A 14,355-nucleotide genomic window follows, 5' to 3' on the forward strand; every position below is an offset into this window, starting at 1 on the left:
GTCCTGAATGCAGCCGGGCAGCCGCTGGCCGCCCTGACTGGCTGACAGAAACTGCCCCGTGCCATGCGCGGCAACGGGGCAGGATGAGGTGGATCAATCCAGGCCCAGCACGCCGCGCAGCTTGGACAGGTCTTCGGCCAGGGCGGTAATCGGGCCCTTCATCGCGGTACGGTCGGCGTCGGTCACCTTGTCGTAACTGACAAAGCCTTTTTTGTCTTCGCTACGGTACTTGTCCAGCAGGCTGTCCACGGTCTTGAAGTTTTCATCCACCTTGGCCAGCAACTCCGGGCTGGCCTTCTGCAGCAGCGGGCGCAGCAGTTCTACAATTTTCTGCGCGCCGTCGACATTGGCCTGGAAGTCCCACAGGTCGGTATGGCTGTAACGGTCCTCTTCCCCGCTTACCTTGGTCTTTGCCACCTCTTCGATCAGGCCGGCCGCGCCGCCCACCATTTTGGCCGGCGGAATATCCAGCGTGGCCACCCGCTTGTTCAGCTCAGTGATGTCGGCCACCAGCTTGTCGGCAAACTGCGCCTGGTCCTTGGTGGTGTGGTCGCCGAACAGGGCTTTTTCCAGACGGTGGAAGCCGGTGAATTTGGGATCTGCAGCCTTTTGCTTGAAGTCGTCTTCACGGGCGTCGATGGCGGCATCCATGTCGGAGAACAATTCGGCAATCGGCTCGATGCGCTCGTAATGCTGGCGGGTAATGGCGTACAGGCTCTGTGCCTTCTTCAGCTCGCCAGCCTTGATGGCGGCGGCAAACGCCTTGGACTGGGTCAGCAAGCCGTCCAGCTCGGTGCTCACATATTGCTTGTAGTCGGCAATCGGGCCGGCCAGCTGGGCGGTGTAATCCACGGCAGGGGCCGATGCTGCTGCGGCAGAAGCTTCAGCAACCGGCGCACTGCCGGCCTGGGCCGCAGGTGCTTGCTCGGTTTTGCCGCAGGCAGCCAGCGTGGATACCAGCAGCGCCACAACAGACAACTTGAACAGGGCATGGTTTGCCATCAATGAATTTCCTTCAGGATTGGTGAGCGGTGATTTCAATGGGAGTGCAGCGTGGCACGGGACGAGCTGGCGGCTGGCTTGCTGCCGCGCATGAACAGGAACAACGCCGGCAGCAGATACAGCACCCAGGCCAGCAGCTCGCTGACGGTGGGGGTGTCGTTGTAGCCGAACATGCCGGACAGAATCACCCCCAGCGGGGTGTCGATGGGTAAGATGTGGCTCAGGTCGAACACCACGCTTTGCAGCTGGTTCCACAGCCCGGCCTCATGCAGGGCCTTGATGGCACCGGCCAGCAGGCCGGCTGCCACCAGGATGATGAACATGCCGGTAAGGCGGAAGAAGCGGCGCAAATCGATACGCACCCCGCCCTGATAAATGCCCCAGCCTATGGCCACGGCAACCGCCAGTCCCAGCAGGGCAGCCAGCCAGGCCAGCGGGTTTTCCGCCTGTTGCTGGAATGCCGCCAGCAGGAAAAACACCGATTCCAGCCCTTCGCGCGCCACGGCAAAAAAGGCCATACCGATCAGCGCGTAAGCCTGACCGCGGCCACGGCCAAGGGCAGCGTCGATGGAGTTGTGCAGCTGGCCCTTGATGGAACGGGCGGCCTGCTTCATCCAGAACACCATGGAGGTGAGGATGCCAACGGCAATCAGCGCTACCACGGCTTCAAACAGTTCCTGCTGCTTTTGCGGGAATTCCTGCTCGGTCATTTCCAGGGCAAAACCCACGCCCAGGCTAAGCAGGCAGGCCAGCACAACGCCCAGCCACACGGCGGGCATCCAGCGCTGCTGGCCGGACTGGCGCAGATAGCTGGCGATAATGCCGACGATCAGCGCGGCTTCCATGCCTTCGCGCAACATGATGAGAAATGGGATGAGCATGATTGTGAATATTCTTAAAATGAGAATCATGCTCATTCGCATTTGAACTGTCAACGAAAATACCTGTCACGCCGCCTGCAGCGCAATACTCCTTAACAAAGCCAGCACCCCTACCCGCCCTGCCATGAAAAAAGCCAGCTGGCACAAGGCCGGCTGGCTGCAGATTGTTAACAAACGCCATCTCGCTTTCCGGAAAGAAAGTGAGGCTCCCTTGCAGGGCAAGGGCGGGGGGATTGGGAATAGACGGGCGCAGGGCTCCGTAACGGAATGAAACTCAGTATTTCCACTTCACCGATACGCTGGCATTCACCGGGGCAGCGTAGTAGGACTGATCCCAGTACACGCTGGTCAGGTATTTGCGGTTCAGCACGTTGTACAGATTGGCGGCCACCGTCAGGTGTTTGTCCACCTCGTAGCTGGCCATCAGGTTCCATACCGAGTAGCCACCCTGATAAGCTGCCGACGTGCTGCTGTAGCGGGTTTCGCTCTGGTAATTGAGGCTGGCACCCAGTTTCAGCTGCTCCAGCTGCGGCACGCGCCAGGTGGTGGACAGCCGTACCTGACGGCGCGGCACGTACAGGCGTACATCGTCGCCGTTTTCGCCGGTAATCTGCTGCGCTACCACGCCCAGGCTAGCCTGCCAGTTGTGGGCCAGCTCGCCGGAAACATCAAACTCCACGCCCTTGGACTTGGCGGAAATCCCGCGGTAGTAAGCCTTGCTGCCCACGTAACCGGCCTGTTCGGCAATATTGTCCTGCTGCACTTCAAACAGCGACAGCGAGGTATTGAGACGGCGCTGGAAGAACTCGCCCTTCAGGCCGATTTCCTTGCCGGTGCCGCGGGCGGCAGCCAGAGTGGCTCCGCTGGCGTCGGTCTGGGTTTGCGGGTTGAAAATCTTGGCCACGCTACCGTAGGCGGAAATCTGCTCGGTCAGGTCTACCACCAGGCCAACGTAAGGCGAGGTGGCCGACTGGTCCAGCGCATGGCCGACGCCATAGCTGTAACCGCTGGAGCTGGCCTGGGTGTAATTGGCCCCCAGCAGCAGTTTTAGCGGATCAGCCAGATTCAGCCGGGTGGCGGCGTACAGGGTTTTGCGGGTATCAACATAGCTGCTGCCATCCACGCTGGCGTCGAAGCTGGGCATGGCATAGCTGCCGTTGAAGGCGGTGGAGCCGAACAGCTCGGTACCGATGCCTGCGCCGTAATGGCTGACATCCGTCAGGCGCGAACGCGACAGATTCACCCCAAGGTTAAAGTCATGCTGGCGTTCGGCCAGTGTGTACTTGCCACCCAGATTGCTGTCGAAATACACCTGTTTGTTACTGCTTTCGTAGCGCGAGGGATAGGCATACAGTCCGCCACCGGTCGTCTTGTTTGGCGTGCCGTACACGTAGAATAGTGCGCTGTCGGTATCAAACTGGTTGTAACCCAACGTGCTCTTCCACTGCCAGCCGTTGTCCAGCGCATGGGCCAGCTCGGCAAAAACACGCTGTTCGGTGGTATCCATATAGGACCAGTCGGTGGCCGTACTAGTACCGACCGGGTAGTTGGTGCTGGAACCATCGCTGTAGGACATCGGCAGCGCACCCCACATCGCACCCTTGCCGTCTTCCTTCTGATAGCTGTAGCCCAGCGTCAGCACGGTTTTGTCGCTCAGCTTGTTTTCCAACACACCGTAAAACACATCGCGGGACGGTTTGTAGCGGTCCAGATAGGAATGGCCGTCCTCATGTGCGGCCACCACACGACCGGTCACTGTCCCCTCCTGGTTCAGCGGGCCGGAAACATCCACGTCCAGCCGCTTGGTATCCCATGAGCCAATGGTAAGGCCGGCGGATGCCTGGAAGTCGTCGGTCGGGCGCTTGCGGATGAAATTGACCGTGGCGGACGGATTGCCGGTGGAGCTGGACAGGCCGTTGGCCCCGCGCACGATTTCAATGCGGTCGAACATGGCGGTGTCGATGTCGCCGTACTGCAGGCTGTAAGTCATCGGCACGCCGATGCCGTCCATCTGGAAATTGGTGATGTCAAAGCCGCGTGCGGTGTAGTAGGTACGGTTGGTTTCCACCTTTTCCACCGTCACCCCGGTGGTATTGGCCAGCACATCGTTAATGGTGTTGAGGTTGAAATCTTCCATCTTGGCATGCGTCACCACCGACACCGCCTGTGGCGTTTCGCGCGGGCTCAGGTTCAGCCGGGTGGCGGAATCACTGTGCTTGATGGTGTAGGTATCCTGCTTTTCCGTCGGCAGCTGTGCGCTTGGTGCTTCGGCAGATACCGTCACCGCAGGCAGTACGGCAACATCGGCGGGCTGGCCTGCGGCTACAGTGGCCGCATCATCTGCGTAAGCCTGACTGGCAACACCAGTCGCAGCCAGCATGACAGCCAGGCAAAGCGGGCGCAGAGTAAAACCGGAAGTAAAGGGAGCATGTGCGGCAGCAGGCCGGTGAACTTGCATGATGTGGGAATCCAGAGTGTTAAAAATCAGAGCGAGCCGTCTGTTTTTTGTTAATGATAATGATTCTGATTTACATTCTCAGTAGAAATACTAAGCATTGTCAATCGCCTTTACATAGCGGCAACAGACATCCCCCTGGGCAGAGCAGGAAAATTCCAATCGATATAGTAATGATTCGCATTTGCATATACACTGCACGCCGCAGCACAAGGCCCTCTCACCAAAGGGTTCGGCCTGTCTGCCGAACCGGCTTGCATCGGCCCGCCCACCCTCCCCTTACCCATGACGACTGCACAAGGCATGAAACCGCATTTCCGACAAAGCGCCGTCCTCATTCACCGCTGGCTTGGCCTGACCATGGCCGGCTTCCTGCTGCTGGCAGGCCTCACCGGTGCCATTCTGGCCTGGAACGAGGAGCTGGATCACTGGCTGAACCCGGAGCTGTTCTTCACCCCGCCCGCCGCAGCCGGCACCCGCCCGCTAGACCCGCTGCAACTGCGTCAGACGGTGGCAGCCGCCTTTCCGGATGCGGTGGCGGCCATGGTGCCGCTGGAACAGCAAGCAGGACGCAGCATGATTTTCTGGCTGTCCGGCCTGCCCAAGTCCGACGGCACCCTGTCCGAGCCCGCCAATAACCAGGTGTTTGTCGATCCGTACAGCGGCAGGATTCAGGGCGCGCGCAAATGGGGTGACATCAGCCAGGGCAGCAAGAACCTGATTCCCTTTATCTACCGCCTGCACTACTCGCTGGCGCTGGGTGACCTGGCCACCACCATCTTCGGCATCATCGCCCTGCTGTGGACGGCCGACTGCTTTGCCGGTGCCTGGCTCACCTTCCCGGCACCGCAACGCAAAGCCGGCAAGCCCGTTCCGGCTGATGTGCAGCAAACACGCAAGAGCTGGCTGCAACGCTGGGCGGTGTCATGGAAAATCCGCCGTGGCGGCGGCAGTTACAAACTGGTGTTTGACTGGCACCGTGCGGCATCACTCTGGCTGTGGGCCATGCTGCTGGTGCTGGCCTGGAGCAGCGTGTCATTCAACCTGCCGTCTGTGTACAAGCCGGTGATGGCAACACTGTTTACCACCCAGACCGAGCCGGATGAGGCCGCGCCAGGCCGCGCCAGCCAGCTGCCACCACGGCTGGACTGGGAAGCCGCCCGCAGCCGGGGACGCGAGCTGATGACCCGGCTGGCTGCCAGCAAGGGCTTTGCCATTCTGGAAGAAGACGACCTGTTTTATGACAGCCGCACCGGCCTGTATGGTTTCAGCAGCCGCAGCAGCCTGGATGTCAGCCACCGCTGGGGCAGCACCGTGGTGTATTTTGATGGCGATACCGGCCGCGACCAGGGTGCCTGGCTACCTACAGGCCGCGCCAGCGGCGATACCATTCACAGCTGGCTGGTGAGCCTGCACATGGCGGCAATAGGCGGCCTGCCCTACAAGGTATTCATCATGCTGCTGGGACTGGTGGTGGCATCGCTCAGCGTGACCGGCGTGGCCGTCTGGTGGAAAAAACGGCAAGGGCGGAAAAAGGCAGCGCACAATGCGATGGAACGTAAGGCAGGAGAACGGGGAAAAGAACAGGCGGCCAGCAGGCAGGAAAGCGCGGCACAACCCTGATGCTGTGCCGGCTAACGCAACTTGCGGCTGTGTTTTACCTGATACATCAGCGCATCCGCCTGGTGGATGGCGGCTTCGATCCCGACATGGTCCGGCGGCAGCGCCGCCACGCCAACGCTGGCACCGCCATAGCTGACGGTTTGGCCGGCAAACTCATAATAGCCCACCAACAGTGCAGACAGCCGCTGCTGCATGTGCCATGCCGCCGCGTCGGCATCGGCTTCGCCCACTGTTGGTCCGGGGCCGACAAACAGGAATTCATCCCCACCCATTCTGCCGATCAGGTCGGCCGAGCGCATGCCAGCCTGCAGCCGCAGGGCTATGGCACGCAGCAGATCATCACCGCCCTGATGGCCGTAACGGTCATTGATGTCCTTGAAACCATCCAGATCGATCACCCCCACCAGAACATGAATGCGGCTGCGGCTGGCCATTGCCAGCATATGCTCCAGTTCGGCAAACATGGCGCGGCGGTTGGGCAGGCCGGTCAGCAGGTCGGTCAGCGCATGCGCAGCCAGCTGGTCATTGGCAGCCTGCAGCTTTTGCACCAGCACTTCCCGCTCAATGAAATTGCCGACGATATTGGCAAACAGCTGGAACAGTGCCTCGACATTCGGCGCAATGGCCAGCTTGCTGGTGCTGGCGGCACACAAAGTCCCCATCAGTTCGCCGTCACCGTTATTGATGGGCGCACTGACATAGGTCTGGATTTGCAACTGTGCCGCCGCTGCCGAATCCGCCCACAGGGCAGGAACGGCATCGCAAGCCAGTTGACCCATCTCCAGCGCCCGCTTGCACAAGGTATCCGCCCAGGGAACCACCATGCCCTCGGCAATCTGCAATGTGCCGCTATTACGGGCAAAACGGATGCGCTGGGTATGCTGTTCCAGGTCGATACCGGTCAGATAGGTCGATTCCATGCCGGTAATGGTGCCAAGCATGCTCAGCATGGGCCGCACCAGCTGATCGATGGTCTCCGCGGTATTCAACGAGGAGGAAAGCTGTTTCAGGATGCGATCCATAAAGCACCTGGAATGGAAGGGTGGGCATGAGAAAAACCGGGATACATCATGCATCGGAATGCCTGCATTATAGGGCAAGTGCCGGCTTGCTTCACCCCTGGCAGCCCCGTTGGCATTGCCTGCCATGTGGTACATACCCTCTCCGGCTGCGACAATTTGCCACAGGCGGCAGCGCAGCTACTTACCTAAAATGGCACTTTTCCGCTTTCCTTGCGGGCAGCACCGGCCTGATGCCTGAGTCCGGCTTGCTCCAGATCAGTTTTCTGCAATCCCATCCCCGGCCTGACTACCAGAGCAGTGGCTGATGCGTTAGCATCCTGCCTCTTCGGCTGGCGCCATGCCGCATCATCCATGCCTTTTGACCCAACAGGAGTTGTCATGCTGCATTTTATCCGTTCATCCATGCTGATTGTTGCTGCCAGCCTGCTCACCACCACGTCTGCCTGGGCGCATGCTCATCTGAAAACCACCGCCCCGGCAGCCAATAGCGTGGTCAGCACCCCGGCCAGCCTGAGCCTGAGCTTTACCGAAGCGCTGGATGTGAAATTCAGCGGCGTCAAACTGCGCAATGCCGAAAAACAGGACATCACCCTGGGAGAGGCCGTACTGAGTAATGGCGGAAAAACCCTTATCGTGAAACCGGCCCAGCCCCTGCCGGTGGGCAGCTATCAGCTGGAATGGCATGTGCTGTCGGTGGATGGCCATAAAACCAAGGGTACTTACAGCTTCAGCGTGGGCAAGTGAGCACTGCAGACTACCTGCTGTGGCTGTGCCGCTGGCTGATCGATGGCGCAGCCCTGTGGCTGTGGGGCAGTGCGCTGTTTCTGCTGGCGCTGGTGCCTGCCGATTTGCGCATGCGCATCTGGCAGGAACAGGCTGTTGCTTACCGGCGGGCCAGATTGGCCATCCTGCTGGCCACCCTGTGCGTCTTGCCCCTGCACAGTGCCATTCTGACCGATGGCTGGGCTGACAGCTGGCAGCCTGCCACCTTGCTGAGCGTGGCAGGCGATACCGGCATGGGCCAGGCATGGTGCTGGCAACTGGCAGCCGCCCTGACATTGTGGCTGTCCGGTCGCCACCGTGCTGGCGTGTCTTCTCCCGGCCTTACTACCCTGACCGGTGCCAGCGTACTGGCCAGCCTTACCCTCAGCGGCCATGCCGCCATGCATGGCGGCGGACTGGGTCTCGCCCACAGGTTTAACGACCTGCTGCACCTGCTCAGTAGTGGCGCCTGGCTGGGTGCCTTGCCACTGGTGCGACAGCTGTTGCGCCAGCCCGCGCCGGCACCGCAAACCGTATTGCGGCAGATCATGCTACGTTTTTCCAGCATCGGCCATGGCGTGGTGCTGGTGGTGATTGCCAGCGGCCTGGGCAATCTCTACCTCATCAACGGCAGCCTGCTGCCGGACAGCTCGTCGCCTTACACCACCCTGCTGGGTCTGAAACTGCTGATGGTGGCCGGCATGACGCTGCTGGCGCTGTACAACCGCTACCATCTGGTACCGCGCATGGCCCGCGACGCCCACGCCCTGCCCTGCTTCCGTCGCGCCGTACGGGTGCAGATTGCCCTCAGTCTGCTGGCGCTCGCCTTGCTAGCCAGTCTGGGTACGCTGGACCCGCACTGAATTCCGCCAGCAGACAACAAAACCTGCCCTGGTTTGCAGAATCAGGCAAGAACACCGCAGGACTGTGATACCGCCCCGTCCTCGCCCCCTCCTACACTGCATGGCTGAAAAAAACCTGTTGTCTGCCCTGCCACCCGGACAAGGCAGCCGCTGCGCCGATGACTTCCGGTGCCGACCTTCAAGGAAATCCCATGACAGAACACAAAGTCAAAGCCTATGCCGCCACCTCGGCCACTGCACCGTTGGGGCCTTATCCGATCAAGCGCCGCCAGCTGCGCGATCATGATGTGGAAATCGACATCCATTACTGCGGGGTGTGCCATTCCGACCTGCATACCGCGCGCAATGACTGGAACTGGACGGTCTACCCCATCGTGCCGGGCCATGAAATCATCGGCAAGGTAGTCGCCGTTGGCAGCAAGGTGAGCCATTACCGCTTGGGCGATACCGTAGGCGTGGGCTGCATGGTGAACTCCTGCGGTCATTGCGCCGCCTGCGACGAAGGCTTCGAGCAGCATTGCCATACCGGTGCCACCTACACCTACGGCTGGCCGGACAGCAGCGAGGAAGGCGGCATCACCCAGGGCGGCTATTCGGAAAAGATCGTGGTGAACCAGAACTTTGTGCTGCGCGTGCCGGATACGCTGGACATGGCCGCCGCCGCGCCGCTGCTGTGTGCCGGCATCACCACCTGGGCACCACTGCAGGAAGCCGGCATCGGCCCTGGCAGCAAAGTGGCCGTGGTGGGCCTGGGTGGTTTGGGCCATATGGCCATCAAACTGGCCCGCGCCCTGGGCGCCGAAGTTACCCTGATCACCCGGTCGGCGGGCAAGGAAGCCGATGCGCTGCGCCTGGGTGCCAGCAAGGTAGTACTCAGCAGCGATGCCGCGCAGATGGCGGCGGTGGCCAATCAGTTTCACCTGATCGTGGACACCGTGCCCTACGCTCACGACCTCAACCCCTATCTGCCCACGCTCAGCCACAAGGGCAAGCTGGTACTGATCGGCTATCTGGGGCCGCTGGAACCGGCGCTGGATTCGGTGGTGATGATCATGGGCGGGCGCAGCGTGGCCGGCTCGATGATAGGCGGCATTGCCGCCACCCAGCAGATGCTGGATTTCTGCGGCCAGCACGGCATTGGTGCGGATATCGAGCTGATCCACATGCAGGACATCAACCAGGCCTATGAGCGCATGCTGGCCAGTGACGTCAAATATCGCTTCGTCATCGACATGGCATCGCTGAGAAACGCCGGCTAAGTACAGCCGGTTACGCAACAAGGCCCCCACCGTGGCGGGGGCCTTGTGCCATCCTGCCGGCCCAGCCTGCTTGCCCGATAGGCTGCAATGCTTGCCTGATCCTGCGGCACAGCGAAAATCAGGCAGACAGCAGCCTGTCCAGCCAGTAGGCTGGGAGGGCTTACTCAGGAAACTGTCCCATGCCCAGCACCCCTCTCCCACTTGCAGACAACAACACGCTGAACCAGCTGCGTCAGATCATTAGCGCGCATACCCATGGCGAGGAAGACAAGAATACCGACATTGCCGACCTGGGATTCTTCCGACGCGAGCACCAGTCGCAACCGTGCTCCTGCATGGTGGAACCCAGCGTGGTGCTGGTGGTGCAGGGAGAAAAACAGATGCTGGTGGGGGATGCCCGCTACCCCTACAACGCCCGGCACTTTCTGCTCAACTCCATCGACCTGCCGGCCAGCTCGCAAGTGCTCACGGCCAGCCCGGCGCAGCCCTGCATGGGGCTGGTGCTGCGGCTGGATCTGCGCATCATGGCCGAGCTGATTGCCCAGGGCGGCATTTGCCCACCAGCCGAACAAGCCAGCCAGCCGGTCATGGCACTGGGCACGGTGACAGCAGAACTGCTGGATGCCTTCAGCCGCCTGCTAGCCTTGCTGGAGCAGCCACAGCACATGAGCGTGATGGCACCGCTGATCAAGCGGGAAATCCACTACCGCCTGCTGATGAGTGACCAGGCTTCGCGTTTGTGGCAGATTCTGGCCGCCGGCAGCCACAGCCAGCGCATCGCCCGTGCCATCGACTGGCTGAAAACCCACTACACCGAGCCGCTACGCATTGACGAGCTGGCAACGCGGGTGCAGATGAGCAGCTCCAGCCTGCACCACCATTTCCGCCAGCTCACCACCATGAGTCCGCTGCAATACGTGAAATGGCTGCGGCTGAACGAAGCCCGGCGGCTGATGCTGAGCGACAAGCTGGAAGCCGCCACCGCGGCCTTCCGCGTGGGTTATGAAAGCCCCTCACAGTTCAGCCGCGAATACGTACGCCTGTTCGGCCTGCCACCCAAGCGTGACATCAGCCAGTTAGCGCAGCTGAATACCTGACACTACCCGTTTTCACTCGCCGATAAAGCTGGATTTTTCCTCCACCACCAGCGCCGGGTTGCCCAGCGACTGCACCCGAAACAGGATGGGATGGCTGCCACGGTCGGCGTATTGCGGATCTACCACCACCCGCACGCCCATGCTCTTGCTGTCAGCCGATTTGATGGACAAGCGCTGCGGCGTGGAAATGGCAATCTCGGGCAGGCCGCTCACGCTGACGCTGAACACCTGATCCTGGCTGGTGGTATTGATGATATTCAGCATATAGCTGTTTTCCAGCCGGCCATCACCGGTTTCCTGCACCAGCGACGCGCGGTCGCGGATTACATCCACCTTGAACGGTTTGCGCAGGGCAAACGAAATGCCCGCCGCGCTGGTGGCTACCAGCAGCAGCAAGGCATATAGCACCACGCGCGGACGCCACAGTCGCGACAGAATGGCGCTGTCCGGATACAGGCCCTCCAGGGCGCTTTCGGTGGTGTAGCGAATCAGGCCCCGCGGGTAGGCCATCTTGTCCATCACCTCGTCGCAGGCATCAATGCAGGCGGCACAGCCTATGCACTCATGCTGCAGGCCATTGCGAATGTCGATACCAGCCGGACACACCTGCACGCAGATATTGCAATTGATGCAGGAGCCCAGCCCCTGCTCCTGTGGATTGCTGCCTTTCTTGCGCGCACCGCGTGGTTCGCCACGGGCGGCATCATAGGAAATCACCAGGGTGTCGGCATCGAACATCACGCTCTGGAAGCGCGCATACGGGCACATATACTGGCAAACCTGCTCGCGCATCACCCCGGCCAGCAAATAGGTGCAGGCAGCGTAGAAGAAGATCCAGAACAGCTCCCATGGCCCGTAATCAAAGCGGGGCAAGGCCGCCAGCAGATCATGAATCGGGGTGAAATAGCCCACCAGAGTAAAGCCGGTCAGCAGGGAAAAGGTCAGCATCAGGCTGTGTTTGATCAGCTTGATGCGCAGCTTGCGCACGCTCCAGCCTTGCTTGTCCAGCTTGCTGCGCTGGCTGTGGCTGCCCTCGGTCCACTGCTCTATCCACAGCATGATTTCGGTATACACCGTCTGCGGGCAGGAATAACCGCACCACAGGCGACCGGCGATGGTGGTCCACAAAAACAGGCCGAAGGCCGAGATGATCAGCAAGGCCGCCAGATAGATAAAGTCCTGCGGCCAGATAATCAGGCCAAACAGGTAGAACTTGCGCTCCACCAGATCAAAATTGACCGCCTGCCGCCCGTCCCAGCGCAGCCAGGGCAGGCCCAGAAACACCAGTTGGGTGAGCACGACAAAGACAATGCGCCAGTTGTTGAAACGGCCATGAACACTGCGCGGGTAGATTTTCTTCTGCGCAGCATACAGCGACACCACTTCCTGCTCGGAGGCAGGTTTTGCGGGGGCGACCTCGATGGGGATTTTCCTGAATGAGCCGGACATACTTTCCTTGGTGGGCAGGGCTAACGACAATGTGCAGCGGGCATTGCACCAGCGGCACGTCATCTGGGCGCATGACAGCCATGCGCTCATCAATATCGCATTACGATATTATTTACCACCTGAATTGACAAGCAAGACCATGCGCTGCCAAGCACGGCCAACCAAGCGCAGAAAGACGCCATCATGCAGCAAGTGTCTGCATATCCGCTCATATTCAATGCAAAACCGGGTATATCTCAGCGTTATCGCCCAGCTCTGACTACGCCGCGCTCATAAATGTGTATTTCAAATACAACATAAAACCAATCCGCCAGCACGTGACAGCACTTGCCGAAGCGCACGACAAAGATAAACACTCGCACAGCAAAACCAGTGCTCTGGCAACCCAAAACAGACGCTGGCATTTCCATTTGGCTCAGCTATGTATAAAGCACGGGTTTAATCACAGGTTTTCTTGCTGCAGGAGCCGGGAGCAATGTCCGCACTATCAGCCAGGCTGACTGCCAGCAGCATCATGCTGTTTTCCCTGGGCACCCAGGCGCAGGACGCAGCCCGGGTCATCGATCTGGAATGTGACCATCTGCCACCCATGTGCAACCAGCTAGGCGAGCCGCAGGAAGGCATGATGATAGAAATCGGCAGCGAGGCCCTTCGCCGCGCCGGCTTCGTGCCCAATGTAAAGATTCGTCCGTGGAAACGGGCCATGCAGGAAGTGACTGGCAGTGCCAGCGCCCTGATGGTCTACTTTGCCCGCACCCCGGAGCGGGAAACGCTGTTCCGCTGGATTGCCGTAACCAATACCACAGACTTCGGCTTCATCACCCGGGATGGCAGCCCGCCACTCGATAGCCTGGATCAGGCCACCGCAGCGGGTCTGATCGGTATTCGTGCTGGCTCCAGCGTACGCGCCTGGCTGCTGCGCCAGGGAATAAAAACCGAACAGCTGGCGGAAAGCCCGCTGGAAGAAATGGCCAAGATGCTGAAGGCAGGCCGCGTAGCCAGTTTTTTTGGCGCAGCCAGCACCTTCCGGCCGATATATCAGCGGCAAACCGGCACATCGCCCGTGGTTGGCGTGCGGATGTACAGCGACCAGAACTGGATTGCGTCAGGTCCGTCATTCCCGCGTGAGGATGCCGCCAAAATTGCCGACGCCATCAACCGCATGAAGCAGGATGGCTTCATCAGCCAGATCATCAGCAGATATTTCCCCTAAGACCCGCCTGCATGACACAAAACAGGCATCAATGCACAGCCAAATCAGCACTATCCAGAAACGGCATCACGTTTTCCATGGCACGCGTCAGGTACTGCTCCTTCTCTCCCACCGGAGCGACATAATGCAGTGCGCTTTCTGCCGCATCCAGCCCCTCCAGCCGGGCGATCAGCCAAAAAGCAAGGTATTGCGAAGCCAGACATCCGCCGGCGCTGGCCACATTGCCGTGAGCAAAAAAAGGCTGGTTCAGCACGCTCACCCCGGCTTCCTCGACCCAGGGCTTGGTAATCAGATCAGTACAGGCAGGTACACCACCCAGTAAACCCAGCTTTGCCAATAGCAGTGTGCCGGAGCATTGCGCCCCCAGCAGTTGCCTGGCGGGGTCCAGTTGCAGCTGTGCCATCAGGCTGTTATCCGCCGCCACCTCTCGTGTTTTCATGCCGCTACCGACAATCACTGCGTCGGCCTGACTGGCCCCGGCCAGATCAATATGAGATTCCAGCACCACACCATTCATGGACTCCACCCGTGCAGCCGGGCTGGCAATGGACACCTTCCATCCCGGTTTTTTCACCCTATTGAGAATGCCCAGCGCAATCAGCGAATCCAGTTCGTTGAAACCATCAAAAGTCAGAATGGCGATATGCATATTGTCCCCCGTGATAGTCAATATTTCCGTCAACAGCCTAAGACACTTGCGGCATGACAGCAAAGAAATCATGCAGCCCT

12 protein-coding genes are annotated in these 14,355 nt (G+C 60.1%); 6 read left to right on the plus strand and 6 right to left on the minus strand.

Annotated elements, in window-relative coordinates:
* Window positions 1-93: 93 nt before the first annotated feature.
* The 3 genes from efeO to GSR16_RS11315 all read right to left on the minus strand — a co-directional run bounded on the left by efeO (window position 94) and on the right by GSR16_RS11315 (window position 4,341).
* Window positions 94-1,002: an iron uptake system protein EfeO gene (gene efeO, locus GSR16_RS11305; RefSeq protein ID WP_159877432.1), complete on the minus strand. Its 909-nt coding sequence runs from the start codon at window positions 1,000-1,002 to the stop codon at window positions 94-96.
* 35 nt (window positions 1,003-1,037) lie between these two features.
* Window positions 1,038-1,883 carry an iron uptake transporter permease EfeU gene (gene efeU / locus GSR16_RS11310; RefSeq protein WP_159877434.1) on the minus strand — a complete coding sequence of 282 codons (846 nt, stop codon included), beginning with the start codon at window positions 1,881-1,883 and terminating at the stop codon, window positions 1,038-1,040.
* Window positions 1,884-2,157: 274 nt separating this feature from the next.
* Window positions 2,158-4,341, minus strand: a complete 2,184-nt coding sequence (locus GSR16_RS11315; RefSeq protein ID WP_205677415.1) for a TonB-dependent siderophore receptor — start codon at window positions 4,339-4,341, stop codon at window positions 2,158-2,160.
* 300 nt (window positions 4,342-4,641) lie between these two features.
* Here GSR16_RS11315 and GSR16_RS11320 point away from each other — a divergent pair, with 300 nt between their 5' ends.
* Window positions 4,642-5,961 carry a PepSY-associated TM helix domain-containing protein gene (locus tag GSR16_RS11320; RefSeq protein WP_159877436.1) on the plus strand — a complete coding sequence of 440 codons (1,320 nt, stop codon included), beginning with the start codon at window positions 4,642-4,644 and terminating at the stop codon, window positions 5,959-5,961.
* An 11-nt stretch (window positions 5,962-5,972) separates the two neighbouring features.
* Here GSR16_RS11320 and GSR16_RS11325 read toward each other — a convergent pair whose 3' ends face one another.
* Window positions 5,973-6,983: a GGDEF domain-containing protein gene (locus GSR16_RS11325; protein WP_159877438.1), complete on the minus strand. Its 1,011-nt coding sequence runs from the start codon at window positions 6,981-6,983 to the stop codon at window positions 5,973-5,975.
* A gap of 378 nt (window positions 6,984-7,361) precedes the next feature.
* Here GSR16_RS11325 and copC point away from each other — a divergent pair, with 378 nt between their 5' ends.
* The 4 genes from copC to GSR16_RS11345 all read left to right on the plus strand — a co-directional run bounded on the left by copC (window position 7,362) and on the right by GSR16_RS11345 (window position 10,964).
* Entirely contained in the window at window positions 7,362-7,727 is a 366-nt protein-coding gene (gene copC / locus GSR16_RS11330) for a copper homeostasis periplasmic binding protein CopC (protein ID WP_159877440.1), read from the plus strand.
* The gene (copD, locus tag GSR16_RS11335) at window positions 7,724-8,608 is read left to right on the plus strand and encodes a copper homeostasis membrane protein CopD (RefSeq protein WP_159877442.1); all 885 of its coding nucleotides are present in this window, start codon (window positions 7,724-7,726) and stop codon (window positions 8,606-8,608) included. Before copC ends, copD begins: the two co-directional genes overlap by 4 nt.
* A gap of 191 nt (window positions 8,609-8,799) precedes the next feature.
* Complete coding sequence (locus GSR16_RS11340) at window positions 8,800-9,867, plus strand: NAD(P)-dependent alcohol dehydrogenase (RefSeq protein ID WP_159877444.1); 1,068 nt, start codon at window positions 8,800-8,802, stop codon at window positions 9,865-9,867.
* 179 nt (window positions 9,868-10,046) lie between these two features.
* Window positions 10,047-10,964 (plus strand): AraC family transcriptional regulator, encoded by a 918-nt coding sequence (locus tag GSR16_RS11345; protein ID WP_159877446.1) that lies wholly within the window; start codon window positions 10,047-10,049, stop codon window positions 10,962-10,964.
* A gap of 12 nt (window positions 10,965-10,976) precedes the next feature.
* Here GSR16_RS11345 and ccoG read toward each other — a convergent pair whose 3' ends face one another.
* Window positions 10,977-12,413 carry a cytochrome c oxidase accessory protein CcoG gene (gene ccoG / locus GSR16_RS11350; RefSeq protein WP_159877448.1) on the minus strand — a complete coding sequence of 479 codons (1,437 nt, stop codon included), beginning with the start codon at window positions 12,411-12,413 and terminating at the stop codon, window positions 10,977-10,979.
* Between the two features lie 475 nt (window positions 12,414-12,888).
* Between ccoG and GSR16_RS11355 the strand changes: the two genes are divergently transcribed.
* On the plus strand, window positions 12,889-13,626 hold the full coding sequence (locus tag GSR16_RS11355) for a substrate-binding periplasmic protein (RefSeq protein WP_159877450.1): 738 nt from the start codon (window positions 12,889-12,891) through the stop codon (window positions 13,624-13,626).
* A gap of 28 nt (window positions 13,627-13,654) precedes the next feature.
* Here the strand turns inward: GSR16_RS11355 and GSR16_RS11360 are convergent, their stop codons facing one another.
* A complete protein-coding gene (locus GSR16_RS11360) occupies window positions 13,655-14,275 on the minus strand; it encodes a DJ-1/PfpI family protein (protein WP_159877452.1) in 621 nt (206 codons plus the stop codon).
* Between the last annotated feature and the right edge of the window lie 80 nt (window positions 14,276-14,355).

Source organism: Aquitalea denitrificans, assembly GCF_009856625.1.
Classification (GTDB): Bacteria; Pseudomonadota; Gammaproteobacteria; order Burkholderiales; family Chromobacteriaceae; genus Aquitalea; species Aquitalea denitrificans.